The following is a 21,714-nucleotide window of genomic DNA, read 5'->3' as shown; positions in this document are numbered from 1 at the left end:
GACCACGCTTCCTCCCCAGCACCACGTCCCTCCGCGGTTCCCGGCACCCCTGTCCCCGACGGGCGTGCCCCGTCCGCCACGACGCCCGTCACCCGGTCCCGTGGGGCCGCCTCCGCGGCGCCCGGTGAGGCGCAGGGGAGCGGGAGTGCGTCCGCCCTCGTCGGTGCCCATGACGTCCCCACCCTCCTGGCCAACGCCCAGCGCGCCTTCGCCCACCTCCCCGCAGCCGTCGTCGGACTCGGGGAGGTCTTCGAGGCCGCAGGCGAGGAGATCGCGCTGGTGGGGGGCCCGGTGCGCGATGCGTTCCTGGGGGTGGCGCCCCACGACTTCGACCTCACGACCTCCGCCCGACCCGAGCGCACCGAGGAACTGCTGGGCCGGTGGGGGGACACCACCTGGGACGTCGGGCGCGAGTTCGGCACCATCGGGGCCAGGAAGGGTGGGCTGGTGGTGGAGGTGACGACGTACCGCACCGACTCCTACGACATCGGCTCGCGCAAGCCCGAGGTGACCTACGGGGACTCCTTGGAGGGGGACCTCACCCGGCGGGACTTCACCGTCAATGCCATGGCGATGCGCCTGCCGGGAATGGTCCTGGTCGATCCGCACCACGGTCTCGAGGACCTCGCCGCGGCCCGGCTGCGCACACCCGTGACCGCCGAGCAGTCCTTCGACGACGACCCGCTGAGGATCATGCGTGCCGCGCGTTTCGCGGCCCAGTTGGGCATCGACGTGGACGAGGACGTCATGGACGCGATGGGTGCCATGGCGCACCGTCTCGCCATCGTCTCCGCGGAGCGCATCCGCGCCGAGCTCGAGCGTCTGATCGTCTCCCCCCTGCCCCGGCGTGGACTCGAGCTCATGGTCCACACGGGGGTCTGCGACGTGGTGCTGCCGGAGTTCTCCGCCCTGGTCGACACCAGGGACGAGCACAACCGCCACAAGGACGTCTACGAGCACACCCTGACGGTGCTCGACCAGGCCATGGCCCTGGAGACGGGACCGGACGGGCCCGTGCCGGCGCCGGACTTCGTGCTGCGCTTCGCAGCGATCATGCACGACGTCGGCAAGCCCGACACGCGCCGCTTCGAGCCGGGGGGGACCGTGTCCTTCCACCACCACGAGGTGGTCGGTGCGAAGCTCACGCGTCGGCGCATGAAGGCCCTGCGCTTCGACCGCCGCACCACCGATGCCGTCGTCCTCCTGGTGCGCCTGCACCTGCGTTTCCACGGGTACGGGGAGGCCGCCTGGACCGACTCCGCGGTGCGCCGCTACGTGACGGACGCGGGCGACCAGCTGGAGAGGCTCAACAGGCTCACGCGAGCGGACTGCACGACCCGCAATCGGCGCAAGGCCATGCAGTTGTCGGCCGCCTACGACGACCTGGAGGCCCGCATCGCCGACCTGCGTGACCGTGAGGAGCTCGACTCCATCCGCCCCGACCTGGACGGGGACCAGATCATGGGGATCCTCGGAATCGGTCCGGGGCGCGAGGTCGGAGCCGCGCGCACATTCCTCCTGGAGCTGCGCATGGAGCGTGGCCCCATCGGCGCCGAGGCTGCGGAGCAGGAGCTGCGCAGGTGGTGGGCCGAGCAGGAACAGGGGCAGGGCCGGGAGTCCTGAGCGGGTGGAGGGTGCCCGCGAGTTCGGACCCAGTCCGTGCGTGCGGCATCGCCGCAGTTCGGGGCGCAGCCTCGGGACGCCCCGGCGATCACACCCACAGCGGTGTTGAACGCGTGTTAAAGTACTGAACGTGCGTTCAAACACCGAGGGGTCCACTGCGGACCGCATCCTCGCGGCGGCCATCCGCCGCTTCGCCGAGGACGGCCTGGACGCCCCCCTGCGCGCGATCGCCGCGGACGCCGACGTCAGTGCGCCACTGATCCTCCACCACTTCGGGTCGCGGGCAGGTCTGCGGGCGGCCTGCGACGCACGGGTCGCGGCGGTGACGGGGGAGGCGAAGTCAGCCGTACTGGATCCCATGACCGGGGTCGCCTCCTTCACCGACCAGGCCTCCCGGGTCGGGGGGTATGCCGAGATCATCGGGTACGTCATCCGACAGCTCCAGGCGGGCGACGCGTCGACGGCGCGACTGGTGGACAGCCTCTCGGCGACCACGCTGGAGTACCTGGAGGCGGGTGTGGCGATGGGCACCGTACGGCCGAGCCTGTTCCCCGCAGAGCGTGCCCGGGTCCTCGTGGAGTCCTCATTGGGCGCCCTGCTCCTGGGTCTGCCCGCCACGGGTGGGCACATCGACCTCGCGCGACTCCCCGACCAGCTCGACGAGCTCTACCGACGCATCGCCGGCCCCTTCCTGGAGCTCTACACCCAGGGTCTGCTCACGGGGCCGGAACTCCTCGGGGCCCACCTGGACTCCGGGCCCGTCCCACCACCGTCACCGACCCAGGAGGATCCCGATGAGTGAACCCGTGATCGAGACCCGCGCACTGCGGAAGTCGTTCGGGACCGTCCAGGCCCTCGACGGCCTGGACCTGGTCGTCCCCCCGGGGGAGGTGACGGGCTTCCTGGGCCCCAACGGGGCCGGCAAGTCCACGACCATCCGCATCCTCCTGGGGATGCAACGGGCCGACTCGGGGGAGGCCCGTGTCCTGGGGATGGACCCGTGGGCGGACGCGGTCGAACTGCACCGGCGCCTCGCCTACGTCCCCGGCGACGTCACGCTGTGGCCGAACCTGACGGGCGGGGAGGCCATCGACCTCCTCACCCGCCTGCACCGCAGCACGGCCGACCGGCGCCGACGCGCCGAACTGCTCGAACGCTTCGAGCTGGACCCGACGCGCAGGACGCACACCTACTCCAAGGGCAACCGCCAGAAGGTGGCCTTGGTGGCGGCCCTCCTCACCGATGCGGAGCTCTACCTGTTCGACGAGCCAACCTCCGGACTGGACCCACTGATGATGGCCGTCTTCACCGAGGAGGTCCGGGCACTGCGGGAGCGGGGCAGGACGGTACTGCTGTCCAGCCACATCCTCGGCGAGGTCGAGGCGCTGTGCCACAGCGTCACGATCATCCGCGGTGGCACGGACGTGGAGTCCGGCACCCTGGCCGACCTGCGCCGCCTCACCCGTTCCTCCGTGGACCTCACCTCCGACATCGACCCCGACCGTCTGCGGCGCCTCCCGGGGGTCCACCACCTGACGGTGGACGAGGACCGGGTGAGCTTCGACGTCGACAATGCGGCGCTGGGCGCCGTGGTCGACGCGATGGCCACCGCGCACGTGCGCGGACTGCAGGTCACCCCACCCTCGTTGGAGGAGCTCTTCCTGCGCCTCTACGACTCCCACACCGCAGCGGCCGCACCGGACACCTCACCATCGGACCGTGACGGCTCCCTCGGTGGGCACCCCGGGGCAGGTACGCGATGATCACCGGGGCGGGAACACTGGTGCGCCTGGCGCTGCGGCGCGACCGCGTGCGGCTCATCGCGTGGGGACTCGGATTCCTGCTGACCATGTGGTTCTCCGTCGCCGCGGTGATCGACGCCTACAGCGGTCCGGGAGCGCTCGGGGCGCGTGCGGCACTCGCCCACAGCCCGGGCACCGTCGTCATCGCCGGGCCACTCTTCGGTGCCGACGAGCCCAGCATCGGGCCCGTGGTGGCCAATGAGCTCACCACCATGCTCCTGGTCGTCATCGCCGTCATCAGCGTGCTCTGCGCGGTCCGCCACACCCGCGCCGACGAGGAGGCAGGCCGCACCGAGCTGGTGCGCGCCCAGGTGACCGCCCGTCGTGCCCCGGCCGTGGCCGCCCTCGTGGCCGTGGCCACCCTCGACCTCGTGGTGTCCGCGACGGTCGTCATCGCACTGGTGGGGAACGACCTCCCGGTCGCGGACTCGGTGGCACTGGGAGTGTCCTGCCTGCTCACCGGATTCCTCTTCGGTGCGGTCGCGGCCGTGACGGCCCAGCTCGCTCCCTCCGCGCGTGGTGCCTCCGCCCTCGCACTGGGTGTCGCCGGGTCGGCCTTCGCCGTGCGTGCCGTCGGGGACATGCTGGAGCCCGCGACGGGATCGTGGCTCTCCTGGCTGTCACCGCTCGCCTGGGGACAACAGACCAGGGCCTTCGCCGACCTGAGGTGGTGGCCCCTGGCGCTCACGGTGGTGGCGACGGTGGTGGCCCTCGCAGTGGCGGCCGTGCTCTCGGAACGGCGGGACCTCGGCTCCGGGCTCCTGCCCTCCCGCGGGGGTCCGGGCAGCGCGGAAGCCTCCCTGCTGGGGACCGGAGGCCTGGCGCGGCGCCTCCTGCGTCCCTCGTTCCTGTCCTGGGGGACCGGCATCGTCCTCACCGCCGCCCTGACGGGATCCATGGCCCGGTCCGTGGAGGACATGCTCGCGGACTCCCCGGACATGGCGGCGTGGATCGGGGTCTCCTCCCACGACCTGGTCGCGTCCTTCTCCACCTATCTGCTCGGGTTCCTGGTGGTGATGACCACGGCCTTCGCCGTCTCGGCGGTACTCGTGCTGCGCGCGGAGGAACGCTCCGGTCGCGCAGAGCTCGTGCTCGTGTCGGGGGTCCCGCGCACACGGTGGGTGGGCGTGTGGATCACGGTCGTGGCGGTGGAGGCTGCGGTGATCCTCCTCGTCGCGTCCCTGGCCATGGGAGTCTGCACCGCGGTCGCCACCGGCGAGTGGCACTGGGTGGGGGACCTCCTGGTTGCCGGCCTGGTCAACCTGCCGGGCGCCCTCGTCGCCCCGGCACTGGCAGCGGCACTGGTGGCCTGGCTGCCGCGATGGGCGCCGCTGGCCTGGGTGCTCATGGGGTGGAGCGCCTTCGTACTGCTGCTCGGACCGGTGCTCGGGCTGCCGGGGTGGGTGGGGGACCTCTCGCCCCTCGAGCTGACCCCGAAGCTCCCGGAGGCCGACTTCCATGTGACGCCCGTGCTCGTCCTGACCCTCGTCGTGGTCGTCCTGGTGCTCCTCGTGCGTCCGGGGACCGCACGACGGGACCTCCTGACGGCCTGACGCGAGCGCCCTAGGATGGGAGCCACGCCGCCGGGCGCCCGGGGAGTCCGGCGGGAGGGACTGTCCGCCCCGCCCTCGTGAAGGAAGAACCACATGACCATCCCCACCCCAGCGGCAGCCAGCGCGGACATCGGCGTCTACGGGCTCGGCGTGATGGGTTCGAACCTGGCGCGGAACCTCGCGCGCAACGGGTACCGCACCGCCGTGTTCAACCGGACGCCCACCCGTACCGAGCACCTCATCGCCGCCCACGGAGACGGCTCCGAGGGCGTCTTCGTGCCCTCCCTGGACATCGACGACTTCATCCGCTCCCTGGAACGACCCCGCGTGGCGATCATCATGGTCCAGGCAGGGGCCGCCACCGACGCCGTCATGGAGCAGCTCGCCGAGCGCATGGAGTCGGGCGACATCATCGTGGACTGCGGGAACTCACTGTTCACCGACACCATCCGCCGGGAGGCCTGGGCGCGTGAGCGCGGCCTGCACTTCGTCGGAGCGGGTGTCTCCGGTGGTGAGGAGGGCGCCCTGTGGGGACCCTCGATCATGCCCGGCGGCACGACGGAGTCCTACGACCGCCTCGGACCCATGTTCGAGAAGATCTCCGCCCACTACGAGGGCGTCCCCTGCTGCACCCACATCGGACCCGACGGGGCGGGCCACTTCGTGAAGATGGTCCACAACGGCATCGAGTACGCCGACATGCAGGTCATCGCCGAGGCCTACGACCTGCTGCGACACGGGCTGGGCACCGGGCCCGCCGAGATCGCCGACATCTTCTCCCAGTGGAACACCGGTGAGCTGAACTCCTACCTCATCGAGATCACCGCCGAGGTGCTCCGTCAGGTCGACGCGGCCACCGGGACCCCACTGGTGGACCTCATCGTGGACCAGGCCTCCCAGAAGGGCACCGGCAAGTGGACGGTCCAGACCGCGCTGGACCTGGCTGTTCCGGTCACCGCCATCGGTGAGGCCACCTTCGCACGTGGTGCCTCCTCCGGCACGGCCCAGAGGGCGGCTGCACGGGTCCTCAACGGACACGCCGCCCCGCTGGAGGTCACCGACCGCGACGCGTTCGTGGAGGACGTGCGCCAGGCGCTGTTCGCCTCCAAGATCGTCGCCTATTCCCAGGGCTTCGACGAGATCACCGAGGGCGGTCTCATCTACCACTGGGACATCGACAAGGGCGCGCTCGCGCGCATCTGGAGGGCAGGATGCATCATCCGCGCCGCCTTCCTCGACGACATCTCACGGGCCTACGACTCCGCCCCGGACCTGCCGTTGCTGCTGGCCGCGGAGCCCTTCGCCTCCCGCATCCAGGACGCGGTGCCGTCATTGCGACGCGTCGTGGCGCTCGCGGCCTCGGCGGGGGTGCCGATCCCGGTGTTCGGTTCCTCCCTGTCCTACTTCGACACCGTGCGTGCGGAGAGGCTCCCGGCGGCGCTGATCCAGGGCCAGCGGGACTTCTTCGGGTCCCACACCTACCACCGCACCGACAAGCCGGGCACCTTCCACACCCTGTGGGCCGAGGAGGGTCGTCCCGAGGAGCAGTGGGACTGAAGCCGCGGACCGCTCCCCAAAGGTCGGTCACACCACACTCCATGGAGGATTCCCAGACTCCGTGCGTAGTCTGGGAGTTCGGAACAGCGCAGGGAAGGGTGTGCACGTGGCGAACGATGACGGGAAGATGGACTGGGACCAGGTGATCTCCGGTCCCGGATCGCCCTCCGACCCACCCACCCGCCGTCGTGGCGGCAACGGTGGCGGCTCCTCGCGCGCATCGGCGGGAGCCGACGGTGCTCCGAAGAAGCGCAAGGGCCGCATCGGGAGGCGCATCGGCCTGGGCATCGTCTTCACGGTGCTGGGGGCCCTCATCGCGGGGTTGGCGGCGTTCCTGGTGCTGTACATGCGTCTGGACGTGCCTGCCGCCGACGAGGTCGCCCTCGCCCAGACGACCACCGTCTACTACGCCGACGGGACGACGGAGATGGGGACCTTCTCCGACATCGACCGCACGATCATCGACACCTCCACACTGCCCGACTACGTAGGCCATGCGGTCGTGGCGTCGGAGGACCGGACCTTCTACACGAACGCCGGGATCGACTTCAAGGGCATCGCGCGTGCACTGGTCAACAACGTCACGGGTGGTGGGCGCCAGGGTGGGTCGACGCTGACCCAGCAGTACGTCGAGCGCTACTACATGGGTGAGACCACCTCCTACACCGGGAAGATCAGGGAGGCGGTCCTCGCGGTCAAGATCAACCGTGAGCAGACCAAGGACGAGATCCTCGGCAACTACATGAACACCATCTACTTCGGGCGGGGAGCCTACGGCATCGAGGCGGCCTCCAAGGCGTACTTCGGGCACCCGGCGTCCGATCTCACCCTGTCGGAGTCCGCGCTGCTGGCGGGCATCATCCCCGCTCCCTCCGCGTGGGACCCGGCGGTCGACGAGGACCAGGCGAAGGACCGGTGGCAGCGTGTGCTCAGCCTGATGGTCGAGGACGGGTGGATCGACCAGGCAGAGGCCACGGCCGCCACCTTCCCCGACACGATCGCACCCTCCAACGGGAACACGTCGATGACGGGGACCACGGGGTACCTGCTCCAGCAGGTCCGAGAAGAGCTCAAGGCGACGGACACCTTCACGGATGAGCAGATCGACACCGGCGGCCTGCAGATCATCAGCACGATCGACAAGGCGAAGCAGGACGCGGCCGTCTCAGCAGCGATGTCGATGACGGAGGTGGAGGGCTGGAACGGCGACCTCATGCACGTCGCACTGTCCTCCATGGATCCCGCCACGGGCGAGATCGTCGCCGAGTTCGCGGGTGCCGACTACCAGAAGCGCCAGCAGAACGCCGTCACCGATGACATCGCGCAGGCGGGCTCCACGTTCAAGGCCTTCGCCCTCCTGGCACATGCGGAACAGGGCGGCTCCATCCTCGAGACCTACGACGGGAACTCGCCCCAGACGTTCCCCGGGCTGGATGCCCCCGTGGGCAATGTCGACGGCATCTCCTACGGGACGGTCACCCTGGAGCAGGCCACGGCCTACTCCGTCAACACGGCCTTCGTCCACCTCAACCAGGAGGTCGGTCCGCAGGCCACCGTCGATGCGGCTGTCCGGGCGGGGATCCCGGAGGAGACGAATGGCCTGGAGGCCACGCTGCTGAACGTTCTCGGTTTCGCAGCACCCCACAACATCGACCTCACCCATGCGTACGGGACCATCGCCTCGGGAGGCCTCAAGGTCGAGCCCCACATCGTGCGTGAGGTCAAGGACTCCGAGGGCCAGGTCGCCTACACGACCCCTGTGAACCCCGAGAGGGTCTTCTCCGCGGAGGACGTCAGTTCCATCATGCCGGGGCTGGAGGCAGTGATGGCCCCGGGTGGGTCGGGTTACAAGGCGGCCGTGCTCAACCGCACCATGGCCGGCAAGACCGGGACATCCGAGGAACAGCGCTCCGCCCAGTTCGTCGGCATGGTGCCCCAGCTGGTGACGACCGTGTCGATGTACCAGTCCGACGAGGACGGGAACTCGGTGCCCCTGGACAACATCGGTGGCGTCTACGGGTTCCACGGTGGGGACTGGCCTGCGGACGTGTGGGTGAAGTACATGCAGGTCGCGGTGCAGGACCTGCCGGACGAGGGGTTCTCCTGGCTCACGACGAGTACGAGGGCGCCCTCGGTGGCCCCTGTGCCGACCCAGACCTACGCGCCGGAGCCGGAGCAGACGGAGACCCAGGCCCCGGAGCCGGAGCAGACGGAGACGGAGACCCAGGCCCCGGAGCCCTCGGAGCCGACGGAGCAACCGGTGACCCCGACCCCGACGCCCACACCCCCGACGCCGACCCCGACGCCGACCCCGACGCCGCCCGATGACCAGGACGGCGGCGACTAGTACGCCGGAGGGTGTCACCCGCGGAAGAGGACCCGGCCGGGGCCTTCCGTCCGGGGTCGGGATACCCGGAGGTGCAGTGACCGACGATCTCGGGGCTCCAGGTGGTCCTCACGGGCCCCTGGTGGCTCGTGAGATCGTCACCCAGTGCAGCAGACGGCTTCCGCAGTCGACCTCGGCGACCGGCGCCCGACCAGGGCAGCCTCCGACAGGACCGTTCCCGACACGCAGTTGGGGCCCCGATCCATTCGGATCGGGGCCCCAACTGCGTGCGAGGAGTGCGACCGGTCAGGGGGGTCAGCTGCTCAGCTGACACCGACCGACGGACCGGCCCGCCCGCTCACTTGGCGACGACGCGCACCTTCAGGGTCGCGGTGACCTCGGGGTGCAGGTTGACGAACACCGTGTGGTCGCCCAGCGACTTGATGGGCGTGCGCACGACGACCTTGCGGCGGTCGATGGACTGCCCCAGGTCGTTCTTGACGGCATCGGCGATGTCCGCGGTGGAGATCGCGCCGAAGAGGCGGTCGTTCGTGCCGACCTTGCCGGACACCGTCACGAAGGCGGCCTCCTGCAGGGTGTCGCGCACGACGCGCGCGTCATCGATCGAGGCGATCTCGCGCTTGCGGCGCGCGGCGGCCATCTGGTCGATCTGCTTCTGGGCGCCCTTCGTCCACTTGGTGGCCAGGCCACGGGGGACGAGGTAGTTGCGGGCGTAGCCGTTCTTGACCTCGACGACCTCCCCGGCAGTGCCGAGGTTGGCCACGTCGTGGGTGAGGATGAGCTTGGTGGTAGCCATGAGTCTTCTTCCTTCCCCGTCGGTCAGCGGCCGGTGGACGAGTAGGGCAGCAGGGCCATCTCACGGGCGTTCTTGACAGCCTTGGCGATTTGGCGCTGCTGCTGGACGGTCACGCCGGTGACGCGACGGGCGCGGATCTTCCCACGGTCGGAGATGAACTTCCGCAGGAGAGCGGTGTCCTTGTAGTCGATGTGGTCGATCTTGGCCGCCCGCAGCGGGTTGGCCTTCTTCTTGATGGGCTTGTTGCGAAGTTGGGGCTTCGCCATGATGTTCTCCTAGATGATCCGGACGGGCGCCTGCCCGTCCACGAGCGTGGTGTGAAGCGTTGCCGATGACGTGCACCGACGGTGTCGGTGCTGACGAGGGCGGACCCGCACGTCCCGTGGTCGGGACCGACGGGGGACGCCCTCGTGGACGTCAGAAGGGCGGCTCGTCCCCGAAGGAGGTCGCACCACCTGCATCGGTGCGCCATGGGTCGTTGGTCGACCCACCCGTCGGGGCGTTGTAGCTGCCCTGGTTGCCCTGTCCGCGACCGCCCTGGCCGTACCCGCCCTGGGGAGCCTGGCCACCCTGGGAGCCGTAGCCCCCCTGGTTGCCCTGCCCGCCCTGGCTGTAGCCACCCTGGCCGCCACCCTGTGAGGTGGTGCGGGTGACCTGCGCCTTCGCGCGGCGGAGGGAGGGGCCGACCTCGTCGACCTGCATCTCCACCACGGTGCGGCGCTCACCCTCGCGGGTCTCGTAGGAGCGCTGCGTGAGCCGCCCCTGGACGATCACCCGCATGCCCTTGCGCAGGGACTCCGCGACGTTCTCGGCGGCCTCGCGCCACACGCTGCAGCGCATGAAGAGGGTCTCGCCGTCCTTCCACTCGTTCGCATTGCGATCGAATGTGCGCGGTGTCGATGCCACCGTGAAGTCGGCGACCGCGGCACCCGAGGGCGTGAAACGCAGTTCGGGATCGGCGGTCAGGTTGCCGATGATCGTGATGACGGTGTCTCCGGCCATGTCGGCTCCTCGGTGTGGGTGGGTGCTCCGGCGCGGTGGCCGGGCGGGGTTGGTCAGTGGCTGTCGGGACGCTGGAGCTTGGTGCGCAGGATGGCCTCGTTGAGGTTCATCTGGCGCGTGATCTCCAGGGCGACGTCGGGGGTCGTCGTCATGTCGATGACGACGTAGATCCCCTCGGAACGCTTGTTGATGTCATAGGCAAGACGACGCTTGCCCCAGATGTCGACCTTCTCGACGGAGCCCTTGGCAGCGGTCACCTGCTGCAGGTACTTCTCCATCGAAGGGGCGACGGTGCGCTCGTCGATCTCGGGATCGAGGATCACCATCAGTTCGTAGGCACGCACGAGGGTACCCACCTCCTATGGTCTCTGCGGTCACGGTCCTTCCGTGACAGGAGGGTGTTGCGGCGGTCCGTCCCCACCCGGGTCGGGTGCGGGGCAGTCCGCCTGTCCACTCTAGTCGTGGGTCGGGTGGGCGTGCCACCCGCCCCGTGGGACTGTGGAGGTTGTGTGGGACACACCGGTCGAGGTGACCCGTCCGCGGGTTCCGGCCCACCCCGGACACCGGCTCCGGCCGGTCGTGGTTCCGCGGGGCTTCCGACCCGTCACCGTCACCGGTCCCGGTCCCGGTCCCGGCGCTGGGCAGCGGGGCAGTGGGGGCGCAGGGCAGTGGGGCGGCGCGACAGACAATGTGCCGTGCGGGGGAGGAGGGCGGAGCCGACCCTGCCCTCTGACCTGCGTCAACGGGCTCCGGGTGCCGGGGTTGCCGCATCGGACCGAACACATTGTCTGTCGTCGGTCGCTCGGAGGGAGCCGTTTGGCGGTGCGCAGGGCAGCACGGCAGACAATGTGCCTGCCACGGGTTGGGCGCGTTCCCGACCGATGGCTCTGATCTGCGGCGATGTTCGCGCGTATGGAGGTCGGTGGCGCGGGCGGGGCGCATTGTCTGTCGTGGGCTCGTGGGCTCGTGGGCTCGTGGGCTCGTGGGCTCGTGGGCTCGTGGGCTCGTGGGCTCGTGGGCTAGTCAGCCGGGCGGTAGGTCTGGCCGATCGGCCCGCCGGTGCACGCACCGCGACGGGTGGCCGGTCACCGGGTCCCGGGTGTCCGGACGGGGAGCGCGAGCCGGGATGCCGCGGGCTGCCGTGCGCCCAGCACCGGCTCCGGCCCGGTCACCAGGAACTGGGGACGGGACGGCCCTCGGCATACCCCGAGGCCGACTGGAGGCCGACGACGGCACGCTCGCGGAACTGCTCGATCGTCGCGGCACCCGCGTAGGTGAAGGAGGAGCGCACCCCGGAGATGATCTGGTCGATGAGGTCCTCCACACCGGGACGCTCCGGGTCCAGGTACATCCTCGAGGTGGAGATGCCCTCCTCGAAGAGTGCCTTGCGGGCCCGTTCGAAGCTACCCTCACCTGCCGTGCGGCGGCGGACCGCACGCTTCGAGGCCATGCCGAAGGACTCCTTGTAGGCGCGCCCCTCGTGGTCGTACTGGACGTCGCCGGGGGACTCGTGGGTGCCCGCGAACCAGGAGCCGACCATGACGTTGGAGGCCCCCGCCGCCAGGGCCAGGGCGACGTCGCGCGGGTGGCGCACCCCACCGTCGGCCCACACGTGGGCGCCGAGTTCGGCGGCAGTGGCCGCGCACTCGAGGACGGCGGAGAACTGCGGCCGACCCACCCCGGTCTGCATGCGGGTCGTGCACATGGCGCCCGGACCGACGCCGACCTTGACGATGGAGGCCCCTGCCGCGACGAGGTCGCGCGTGCCGGCGGCGGTCACGACATTGCCCGCGGCGATCGGCACGTCCGGGCAGGCGGCGCGCACGGCTGCGACCGCCTCGAGCATGCGGTCCTGGTGGCCGTGGGCGGTGTCGACGACGAGGACGTCCACCCCGGCATCCACGAGGGCGGAGGCCCGGCCTGCCGGGTCGCCGTTCATCCCGATGGCCGCACCGATGCGGAGATGTCCGCCCTCGTCGACGGCGGGACGGTAGATGCCGCTGCGTACGGCACCCGCGCGGGTCAGCAACCCCACGAGGCGACCCTGTGCGTCGACGACGGGGGCGAGCTGGCGGTGCGTGGCACGGAGGCGGTCGAAGGCCTCGCGCGGGTCGATGCCCTCGGGCAGGGTCATGAGTTCGGTGGACATGACGTCGCGGACCTGGGTGAACCGGTCGACGCCGGTGACGTCCTTCTCGACGACGAGGCCGACGGGGACGTTCGTGTCGGGGTCGACCACGACGGCCGCGCCGTGGGAGCGCTTGGGCAGCAGGCCCAGGGTGTAGCCGCAGGTGTGGTGCGGTTTCACCGTGACGGGGGTGTCGTAGACGAGGTGGCAGGCCTTGACGTTGGAAATGGTCTCGATGACGAACTCGACGGCGATGTCCTGGGGGATGATCGCGAGGGCACCGCGGCGCGCCACGGTCTCGGCCATGCGCTTGCCGGACACGGCGGTCATGTTCGCCACGACCAGGGGGATCGTCGTCCCGCTGCCGTCATCGGTGGTGAGGTCGACGTTCGTGCGCGATCCCACCGAGGATCGTGACGGCACCATGAAGACGTCGTCGTAGGTGAGGTCGAAGGAGGGCAGGAGGCCGTTGAGGAAATCCACGACCCCACGGTATCCGGATCGGTCGGTCCTGGACAGGGTGGGGGTGGGATTGGGTGGGGGCGCGGGAGTGGCAGTCGGAGGGAGCGGATGGAGGGGGCGGTGGGGTGGGTGGATGGGTCCAGCCGTCACCGGGCGGCCGTGGAACTCCGACCGGCGCGCGGAACCAGCGCGTGCCGCGGGGACCACCAGGTCCGCCAGGCGTTGCACGCCCCTCGACTGGCCAGGAACAGCCCCCCGAAGCACGCCCACAGCCACACCATGGCCCGCGCCTGACCGCCCACGTCCAGGACCCCCGCTGCCTGCACCCAGTGCAGCAGGACCCACAGGCCCGGCAGGTACACGGCCAGGGTCACCAGCCCCGCCACGGCGAGGTAGCGCCCCTGGGAGGCGCCGATGAGCACGCCGTCCAGAAGGAAGACGAGCCCCGCCAGTGGCATGGAGACCGCGGCCGTGAGCAGGGCGGCGGTGGCGATGCGGCGCATGCCGGGGTCGGTGCCGAAGAGCAGGGGGATCCAGGGGGAGGCCACCGCGATCACCCCTCCGAGCACCACCCCACTGCCCAGTCCCCACCAGGCCAGACGGCGCAGCAGTTCGCGAAGCCGGCCGACGTCCCCCGCCCCCAGGGCGTAGCCGACCAGGGCCTGGGCGGCGATCGCCAGGGCATCCAGGACGAAGCCGGTCAGGCTCCACACCGAGTTGACGACCTGGTGGGCGGCGAGGGCCTGGGTGCCCGCGGCCGTGGCCACGACGAGCGTCGCCAGGAGCGCCACGCGCAGGGCGATGGTGCGCACCAGCAGGGGCGCGCCGTCCAGCGCTGCCCCCCACACCCCGCCTGCCGAGGGGCGCAGTGGGACACCGAGGTGACGGGCCCCGCGCACGACCACCCACACCAGGGCCACGGCCATCAGAGTCTGCGCCACCGCGGTCCCCGCACCCGACCCGGCGATGCCGAGACCTGCGCCGTAGATCAGCACCGCATTGGCGACGACGTTGAACGCCGCCCCACCGGCGGCCACCACCAGGGGCGTGCGGGTGTCCAGCAGCCCGCGCAGCGTGCCGGTGGCGGCGAGCACCACGAACATGCCGACCAGTCCCGGCGCGGAGGTGCGCAGGTAGGCCACGGCGTGGGGGGCGACCTCGGGTCGTGCCCCGAGGGCATCGACGAGGGCGGGACCCCCGATCATCAGGGACGCGGCAGCCAGGATCCCCAACCCCGCCGCCAGCCACATCGCCTCGATGCCCGAGCGCACGGCCCGGTCGGGGTGTCCGGCGCCCAGTGCCCGCGCCGCCAGGGCGGTGGTGGAGTATGCGAGGAAGACGAAGACACCGACGACGGTCTGCAGGACCGTGGAGGCCAGCGCCAGGCCGGCGAGCTCCGCGGTGCCGAGGTGGCCGACCATGGCGGAGTCGATGAGGACGAAGAGGGGCTCGGCGACCAGGGCGCCGAGGGCCGGGACGGCGAGGCCGAGGATCTGGCCGGTGAGGGTGCGTGCACGCACCGGCGAGGGCGCCGGATCCCTGGACGAACTGCCGGACGAGCTGCCGGTCGGGTCGGTGGACGGGCCGTGGTCGGAGGGTGCGTGGTCCCGGGCCGGAGGGGTCTGCGCGGGGGCCTCCGGGGAGGTCCCCGCATGACCCCGGACCTGCGCTCCGTGTTCACCCCGCAGACCCTCAGGCGACACCTGAGGGTTGCCGTCCACATCCCGCGTGTCGTCCACTGATCCGTCCCCAACTCTTTGTCCACACTCTGTTGACAGGTCTGTGGACAACTACCCTGACCGCCGCGGCGGGATTCCGCGGTTCCCGACGTTCCGGTGCATTCCCGGTGGTCCGGGCGTCCCCACCCCTGTCCACAGGCATTGTGCACGACGCGCCGTTCCATCCACACCTTGTCCACATGCAGTCCACATCGAGGGTGGCGGAGATGCGCATGGGAGCGTCTACGCTCACGTGTGCGCGAACGGATCGGTACCCGCGGTGGGGACCCCTCCGGCAGCGCAGTGCGGGCCGCCCTCGTCAATGGGGACGGACCACGGGGCGCCACCCCGGCGCCCGTGCCACGCGACCCGCAGACCCATCGACCCGAGGAGGACACGAACCGATGGCCCCGGACCCCGACTACGACCGCACCCCGCCCCAGGACATCGAGGCCGAGATGTCCGTGCTCGGGTCGATGATGCTGTCACGCGAGGCCATCAACGACGTCACCGAGGAGATCCGCGGGGCGGACTACTACCGGCCCGCCCACGAGACCATCCACGACGTCATCGTCGACCTCTCGGGCCGCGGCGAACCCGCGGACGCCGTGACCGTGGCGGGTGAACTGCAACGCCAGGGTGAACTCCAGCGGGTGGGCGGGGCCGCCTACCTGCACTCCCTCATCGCCTCGGTGCCCACCGCGGCCAATGCCGGGTACTACGCGCGCATCGTGCGTGAGCGCTCCCTGCTGCGCCGGCTGGTCTCGGCGGGCACGCGCATCGTGCAGCTGGGCTACGCGGACTCCGGCGGTGATGTCGACCAGATCGTCGACCAGGCCTCCCAGGAGATCTACGCGGTGGCCGAGCGACGCGCCACGGTCGACTACGTGCCCATGAGTGAGATCTCCGAGGGGATCCTCGACGAGCTCGAGGAGATCGAACGCAACAAGGACAAGCTCCACGGCGTGCCCACCGGGTTCGCGGACCTAGACCGCCTCACCCAGGGGATGCACCCCGGACAGATGATCATCGTCGCGGCGCGCCCCGCCATGGGCAAGTCGACCCTGGCGTTGGACTTCTGCCGCTCCGCGGCCATCCACAACTCCACGACCGCCGTGATCTTCTCCCTCGAGATGTCGCGCTCCGAGATCGCCATGCGCCTGCTCTCCGCGGAGTCGGGGGTGTTCCTGTCCAAGATGCGTGCCGGTGACATGACCAGCCAGGACTGGCGCAAGGTCTCCGAGACGACCTCGCGCGTGTCCGAGGCGCCCCTGTTCATCGACGACTCCCCGAACATGGCGATGACCGAGATCCGCGCCAAGTGCCGCCGCCTCAAGCAGCAGCACGACCTGGGGCTGGTGGTGGTCGACTACCTGCAGCTGATGACGTCCGGACGCCAGGTGGAGTCACGCCAGCAGGAGGTCTCGGAGTTCTCCCGTCAGCTCAAGCTGCTGGCGAAGGAGATCGAGGTGCCGGTGGTGGCCGTGGCCCAGCTGAACCGTGGTCCCGAGTCCCGTACCGACAAGAAGCCGATGATGGCCGACCTGCGTGAGTCCGGGTCGTTGGAGCAGGACGCCGACGTCATCATGCTGCTGCACCGCCCCGAGTACTACAACTCCGAGGAACGCCCCGGCGAGGCCGACATCATCGTGGCCAAGCACCGCAACGGTGAGACCGCCACCATCAAGACCCTCTTCCAGGGGCACATGGCCCGCTTCGCGAACTACACGAACCGCGACGAGCCCGGGGGTGTGGCCCAGGCGTCGTGAGCGAGATGGGTCGGGCGACGGGTGAGTCGGCCTGGGGTGTGGGGGTGTCGGGGTGACCGCGTGTCTGTGAACGTGCGCAATCCGGGGAGTCCCGCCGCATCGTCATCGGACGAGGTGCGAGCAGAGCAGGGAGACGGGTACCTCTGATCCTTCCACCCAAAGGAACGAATCAGGGTGGACAGGGTGTACGAATTCTTGCACTCGTTTCGGGCAGCGAGCCAGACCTAGGCTCGAGTCGACCCGAGGGTCTGTCATGGTTCCGGTTCGGCAGGATCCTCGGTTCGTCCATCCTCACAGAGAGAGCCGACCATGGCGAAAGAACACAAGTACCACAGGTCCCACATTGAGATCGACACAGCGCTGAGCCAGGACAGAGCGCTGGAACTGGTGCGACAGACGCTCGCGACCAGGAAGGGCCTCGTCCTGGATGAGCAGGACGGGAAGCGCATCGTCGTCGTCCTCAAGAACGCCTTCGGCTTCCCATTGCTGCACTTCGACGTCACGGCCACTCAGTTCGAAAACCGCACCCGCCTGACGACGAGTCTGTTGGACTACAAGACGAGCCAGATGACCTACCTCTACTTCATCCCCGTGGGTCCCAAGACCATCGAAGGCTACGGAGAGTACCGCCGGTTCATGAACGCGCTCCAGGAGGTCTTCGCTGCGGCTGACCCGAGTGCGCGAAGTGCCGTCATCGAACGTGACACGGTGACGGCATGAGTGCGGATGCGCGCCGGGTCGCAGAGATCGTCGGCGCGGTGATTGTGGGCATCGGATTGGTCTACTGGTACTCGACTCCTTCAGACGTCATCGTCGGCCCCATCGTGGTGATGGTCCTCGGGTTGGTCATTGCCGGGGGTGCACGCCTGCTCGCAAAATCCGAGGAGGACTCCTCCACACACGAACTCGCCGAGACCTTGCGCGGCGAGCAGCAACGACGCGACCACGGAGTTGGCCATACCGGTGTCCCTGCCGTGGTCACCCCTGACGACCGCGATGTTCCTCCTGCGACCGCGCCCATCCCTGGCCGGGACTGAAGAACTGTCCGATGAGTCGTCGAGGAAGCGCTCCGACCGTGTTCGCCACGTTGGCCATCGGGTTGTTCTCGCTAACTGCATGCACTCAGGGAGTGGATGGTCAAGCTGACAACTCCGGTCATACAGCCGGGGATCCGCTCGTCAGCGCCGTCGATCGACACGCGCAATGTCCTGAGAGCACCCTCGAAGGGTTCAGGAGCAATGGTGACAACGTCGTGGAGGACGACGTCTCCGCAATAGAGAAGTCGATCTCAGTCAAACTGCCGGGAGAGCCGGCGTGTGTCCTCACTTCTGACTGGTCCTCTGTCGGATCCACCTCGTTCTACGTCTTCTGGGCCGACTACGACGAGAGCTTCGTGGACACCGTGGGCGGAGCATTCTCGGACGCCGGCTACGCAATAGCTCCGGACGGCCGGAGCTACTCCGGAGGCGGTACGAGTGTCACGATCGCATCCTTCGCCGCAGGAGATCCGAACTGGACAGGGGACTTTGGTGGCGATGCTCTGGTCGTCCTGACCGGATCATTTGACGGGCATCCGGGAACGGAAGCCTCGATCAAGGGCAAAGTGTCGCTGAACTGGGAAGACGCGTGCCTACTGTCGCTCGAAGAGGTGAATGAAGTGTGGCAGTCGAGTGGATACACCTTCGAAACGGTCGAGCCGGCGGGGGATGACCAGACGGGGTGCGCCTACTCGACAATCGCAACGGAGCATGTACAGGTTCAGGTCACGTCGTACAGTTCAACGGGTATGTTCGGGTGGGCGGCGGACACACAGTGGGCAGCGCCGGATCAAGAAGCCGCTGCAACGAATGCCTGCAATGCGGCATCCTCCGTCGACCCCTATCTCGGGGAGTTGCAGGCGGTCTGCGAGACGATCCACGGCGTGCCCACGGTGATTGCAGCGGACCGCTTGGACGCGCTCGTCTTCATGCCGGGCGACTACTTCTACGCCGTCGGTGTTTTTGGGATCGGTGGGACCGACTCCTTGCGCGTGCCGCTCGCGGACACGGCAACCCTGCTCAGCAGTCGACAACCCGACGGCGGATGACCAGGGCGTGCGACCGGCGGGACCGAGCGATGATCGCGTTGCGGCGTGGGTCCCGGTGTCCACAGGGGGACCGGCTGGTGTCCGGACGGCTGCCGAGGAAAGGGCTCACGACACCACGGATGATGCCTGTCATGTCCGAAGGCGGGGAGGATCCATCAACTGAGACTCCCGTCTCACAAGTTGTACTCGGACCAGATGTCGCCCAAATCAATCCATTTCCCTCCGATTTCTGGTCTCTGGAGGTGACGGACGCAGAGGCATCGAGGTTGACATGTGCAACAATCCCGATGGCCTTCCCTGTCATGGAGTCGACAGGCTCTGCGCAGGTTCCCATCAGGAAGGTGTGCACGGATGAACACCCGGATTCTCAGACGCCGCATGCGCGGAACCGTCGCCACCTTGGCGACCGTGTCCGTCTGCATCGCTGCCCTGGTGAGCCCCGGTGTGCGCACGACCGAGGTCGATCTCAACGACGGCGGTGTCTGGGTCACGAATGGCGCGTTGCGTCTGGTAGCGCACCTCAACTATCCGGCACGCCAGCTTGATTCCGGGCTGCGCGCGGCCTCCGAGGCCTTCAATGTCTTCCAGGACGGCGAGAAGGTCTTCGTCGCTGACGCCGAGGCATCCACACTGACGCCCGTCGACGTCGCGAACACCGCGCTGCAGGCCCCGGGTGACTTCACGGGTCTGGCCACCACGGTCGACGCGGGCACGGTCGCAGTGTCCGATGGTGCCACGGGGCGGGTCTGGGCACTTCCCGCCGACTCGTACGCGGGCTTCCTGCCCGACGAGGTCGACCCGGACATCACGGACATGCCCGGAGCCCTGGCGACTGTGGGTCTCGACGGTTCGGTCCATGCAGTCTCGGCGAAGGCAGGACGAGTCACCAGCATTGTCCCCAAGGGATCCACGCACGACGTCGACAGCAGTGATCTGGAGGGTGTCGGTGCGGACGACACGCTCCAGATCGCATCGGTCGGGTCGGATCCCGTGGTGCTGGACCGCAACACCTCCACGGTGTACCTCCCCGGGGGAGGGATCCAGGTGCTCGAGGGCGAGGACCTCACCCTGCAGGAGTCGGGGCCGGAGTCCGACTCGGTGGTCCTCGCTTCCGACTCAGCGTTGCTGCTCGTCCCCCTCAAGGGTGGAGAGGCCACGGTGGTGCCGGCCGAAGGTGGGCCGGGCAACCCCTCCAGGCCGGCATTCCACCGCGGATGCGCCTATGGGGCATGGGCAGGGACGGGTGCGTTCCTGCGCGACTGCGCCTCGGACACGGATGACGTGTCCCTGCAGGTCGACTCACTCACCACCGCCGAGCAGGCGGTCTTCCGGGTCAACCGTGACGTGATCGTGCTCAACGACATCGACTCGGGGGGCCTGTGGTTGCCCGATCTGGACATGCTGCAAGTGGACAACTGGGACCAGATCGACTCCCAGCTGGAGAGTGAGAACCAGAGCGACGAGGACTCCGTCGACGAGACGCAGGAGATCCTCCTCCCGGACCGCACGGAGAAGAACACGCCACCGGTCGCGGCGGACGACGACTTCGGGGTGAGGGCCGGTCGCACGACGATCCTGCCCGTCCTGCAGAACGACTCCGACGCCGACGGTGACTTCATGACGGCCACACCCGTCTCGCAACCCTCGTTGGGAACGGTCGGGGTCGCGCGCGACGGAGCCGCGCTGCAGATCACGGTGGACGCCGCGATGACGGGTTCCTCCGTCTTCGAGTACGAGGTCTCCGACGGACGGGGAGGGACCGCGCGCGCCCGGGTCACCCTGAGCGTCCACGGGGACGACGTCAATGGTGCCCCGGTACAGACCGTCGTTCCCGCGGTGTCCCTGGGGCAGGGGCGCACCGCGACGGTCAACGCACTCGCGAACTGGTACGACCCCGACGGCGACCCCTTCTACCTGGAGAGTGCCGTGGCACCCGAAGGTATCGGGGCGAGGTCCCGCGAGAACGGGACGGTCGAACTCACGGAGCTCGGTCACGGTGCCGGCAAGGACTCGGTGGTCCTCAACGTCTCCGATGGTCGTGACGTCGGCGAAGGGTCACTCGCACTCACGGTGAAGGACAGCGGCAACGAGCCCCCGGTCGCCAACACGGACCACCTGGTCGTCAGGGCGGGATCCTCCTCCACGATCTCACCCCTGGCCAATGACACGGACGCGAACGGTGACACCCTGCGCCTGGTCCAGATCGAGACCGCACCGGCAGGGATCTCCGCCGAGATGGACGGCACCCTGGGCACCGTCACCGTGGAGGGACGCGACCCGGGCACCTATTACCTCGGCTACGTCGTCACCGACGGTCCCGCGACAGCACCTGGTGTCATCCGGGTGGACGTCATCGATGCGGACGCCTCGGCGCCCCCCACCGCGGAGGACGACCTCGGGGTCCTCCCCGAGGGGGGCCAGGTCCTCGTGGACCTGCTCGCCAATGACTCCGACCCCACGGGAGGCGTGCTCACCGTCCAGCAGGTGACGGTGCCACCCTCGTCCTCCCTGGTGGTCGCCCTCGTGAACCACCAACTCGCGAGGATCACGGCACCGCGCGGGCTGACGGCCCCCGAGACCTTCACCTACGTTGTCTCCAACGGGTTCGACACCGCCCAGGCGTCCGTCACGGTGATTCCCGCCCCCGCGTTGACGGGCACGGAGCCCCCGGAGCTCACCGACGACGAGTTGGTCGTGCGCCAAGGCGATGTGGCCGCGGTGTCCGTGCTCTCCAATGACCGTTCGCCCGGTGGACTCAAGCTCACCGTCGACAGCGAGCTGAAGCACGAGATCGGCGCCGACCTCGCCACGGTCTTCCTCTCGGACAACGTGGTGCGCGTGCGCGGGGGGGGAACGCGCAGGCTCCGGGAA

The 21,714-nt window shown here is 69.3% G+C and carries 16 protein-coding genes and 1 pseudogene; 11 read left to right on the top strand and 6 right to left on the bottom strand.

Annotated features, from left to right (window positions below; translation table 11 throughout):
- The first annotated feature begins 186 nt into the window (after positions 1 to 186).
- The 6 genes from BQ9890_RS11580 to BQ9890_RS11555 all read left to right on the top strand — a co-directional run bounded on the left by BQ9890_RS11580 (position 187) and on the right by BQ9890_RS11555 (position 8,882).
- The gene (locus tag BQ9890_RS11580; protein ID WP_407638916.1) at positions 187 to 1,623 is read left to right on the top strand and encodes a CCA tRNA nucleotidyltransferase; all 1,437 of its coding nucleotides are present in this window, start codon (positions 187 to 189) and stop codon (positions 1,621 to 1,623) included.
- Between the two features lie 130 nt (positions 1,624 to 1,753).
- Entirely contained in the window at positions 1,754 to 2,425 is a 672-nt protein-coding gene (locus BQ9890_RS11575; protein ID WP_075891671.1) for a TetR/AcrR family transcriptional regulator, read from the top strand.
- Entirely contained in the window at positions 2,418 to 3,386 is a 969-nt protein-coding gene (locus BQ9890_RS11570; protein WP_075891669.1) for an ABC transporter ATP-binding protein, read from the top strand. Before BQ9890_RS11575 ends, BQ9890_RS11570 begins: the two co-directional genes overlap by 8 nt.
- Positions 3,383 to 4,978 carry an ABC transporter permease gene (locus BQ9890_RS11565; RefSeq protein WP_075891667.1) on the top strand — a complete coding sequence of 532 codons (1,596 nt, stop codon included), beginning with the start codon at positions 3,383 to 3,385 and terminating at the stop codon, positions 4,976 to 4,978. The genes BQ9890_RS11570 and BQ9890_RS11565 overlap by 4 nt, the downstream gene beginning before the upstream one ends.
- Positions 4,979 to 5,071: 93 nt before the next feature.
- Positions 5,072 to 6,535 carry an NADP-dependent phosphogluconate dehydrogenase gene (gene gndA, locus BQ9890_RS11560; protein WP_075891665.1) on the top strand — a complete coding sequence of 488 codons (1,464 nt, stop codon included), beginning with the start codon at positions 5,072 to 5,074 and terminating at the stop codon, positions 6,533 to 6,535.
- A gap of 106 nt (positions 6,536 to 6,641) precedes the next feature.
- Positions 6,642 to 8,882, top strand: a complete 2,241-nt coding sequence (locus tag BQ9890_RS11555) for a transglycosylase domain-containing protein (RefSeq protein ID WP_078062592.1) — start codon at positions 6,642 to 6,644, stop codon at positions 8,880 to 8,882.
- 337 nt (positions 8,883 to 9,219) lie between these two features.
- Here BQ9890_RS11555 and rplI read toward each other — a convergent pair whose 3' ends face one another.
- The 6 genes from rplI to BQ9890_RS11525 all read right to left on the bottom strand — a co-directional run bounded on the left by rplI (position 9,220) and on the right by BQ9890_RS11525 (position 14,790).
- Positions 9,220 to 9,678 carry a 50S ribosomal protein L9 gene (gene rplI / locus BQ9890_RS11550; protein ID WP_075891661.1) on the bottom strand — a complete coding sequence of 153 codons (459 nt, stop codon included), beginning with the start codon at positions 9,676 to 9,678 and terminating at the stop codon, positions 9,220 to 9,222.
- Positions 9,679 to 9,701: 23 nt separating this feature from the next.
- On the bottom strand, positions 9,702 to 9,944 hold the full coding sequence (gene rpsR / locus BQ9890_RS11545) for a 30S ribosomal protein S18 (protein ID WP_043534730.1): 243 nt from the start codon (positions 9,942 to 9,944) through the stop codon (positions 9,702 to 9,704).
- A 151-nt stretch (positions 9,945 to 10,095) separates the two neighbouring features.
- Positions 10,096 to 10,680, bottom strand: a complete 585-nt coding sequence (locus tag BQ9890_RS11540) for a single-stranded DNA-binding protein (RefSeq protein WP_075891659.1) — start codon at positions 10,678 to 10,680, stop codon at positions 10,096 to 10,098.
- Positions 10,681 to 10,733: 53 nt separating this feature from the next.
- Entirely contained in the window at positions 10,734 to 11,024 is a 291-nt protein-coding gene (rpsF, locus tag BQ9890_RS11535) for a 30S ribosomal protein S6 (RefSeq protein ID WP_043534766.1), read from the bottom strand.
- Between the two features lie 824 nt (positions 11,025 to 11,848).
- Positions 11,849 to 13,291 (bottom strand): GuaB1 family IMP dehydrogenase-related protein, encoded by a 1,443-nt coding sequence (locus BQ9890_RS11530; protein ID WP_075893130.1) that lies wholly within the window; start codon positions 13,289 to 13,291, stop codon positions 11,849 to 11,851.
- A gap of 125 nt (positions 13,292 to 13,416) precedes the next feature.
- Complete coding sequence (locus tag BQ9890_RS11525) at positions 13,417 to 14,790, bottom strand: MATE family efflux transporter (RefSeq protein ID WP_143226330.1); 1,374 nt, start codon at positions 14,788 to 14,790, stop codon at positions 13,417 to 13,419.
- Between the two features lie 602 nt (positions 14,791 to 15,392).
- Here BQ9890_RS11525 and dnaB point away from each other — a divergent pair.
- From dnaB to BQ9890_RS16730, 5 genes and pseudogenes are all read left to right on the top strand, one after another.
- A complete protein-coding gene (dnaB, locus tag BQ9890_RS11520; protein ID WP_075891657.1) occupies positions 15,393 to 16,757 on the top strand; it encodes a replicative DNA helicase in 1,365 nt (454 codons plus the stop codon).
- A gap of 309 nt (positions 16,758 to 17,066) precedes the next feature.
- Positions 17,067 to 17,477: a hypothetical protein gene (locus BQ9890_RS11515; RefSeq protein WP_075891655.1), complete on the top strand. Its 411-nt coding sequence runs from the start codon at positions 17,067 to 17,069 to the stop codon at positions 17,475 to 17,477.
- Complete coding sequence (locus BQ9890_RS11510; protein WP_075891653.1) at positions 17,474 to 17,794, top strand: hypothetical protein; 321 nt, start codon at positions 17,474 to 17,476, stop codon at positions 17,792 to 17,794. The genes BQ9890_RS11515 and BQ9890_RS11510 overlap by 4 nt, the downstream gene beginning before the upstream one ends.
- Positions 17,795 to 17,832: 38 nt before the next feature.
- Complete coding sequence (locus tag BQ9890_RS11505) at positions 17,833 to 18,843, top strand: hypothetical protein (RefSeq protein WP_143226328.1); 1,011 nt, start codon at positions 17,833 to 17,835, stop codon at positions 18,841 to 18,843.
- Between the two features lie 351 nt (positions 18,844 to 19,194).
- Positions 19,195 to 21,465, top strand: a pseudogene (locus BQ9890_RS16730) (Ig-like domain-containing protein); the annotation flags it as partial.
- Positions 21,466 to 21,714 lie beyond the last annotated feature (249 nt).

The sequence above is a fragment of the Actinomyces provencensis genome, assembly GCF_900155435.1.
Lineage (GTDB): Bacteria > Actinomycetota > Actinomycetes > Actinomycetales > Actinomycetaceae > Pauljensenia > Pauljensenia provencensis.
The sequence above is the reverse complement of the archived record's forward strand: the minus strand, read 5'-3'. Positions and strand labels throughout refer to the sequence as shown.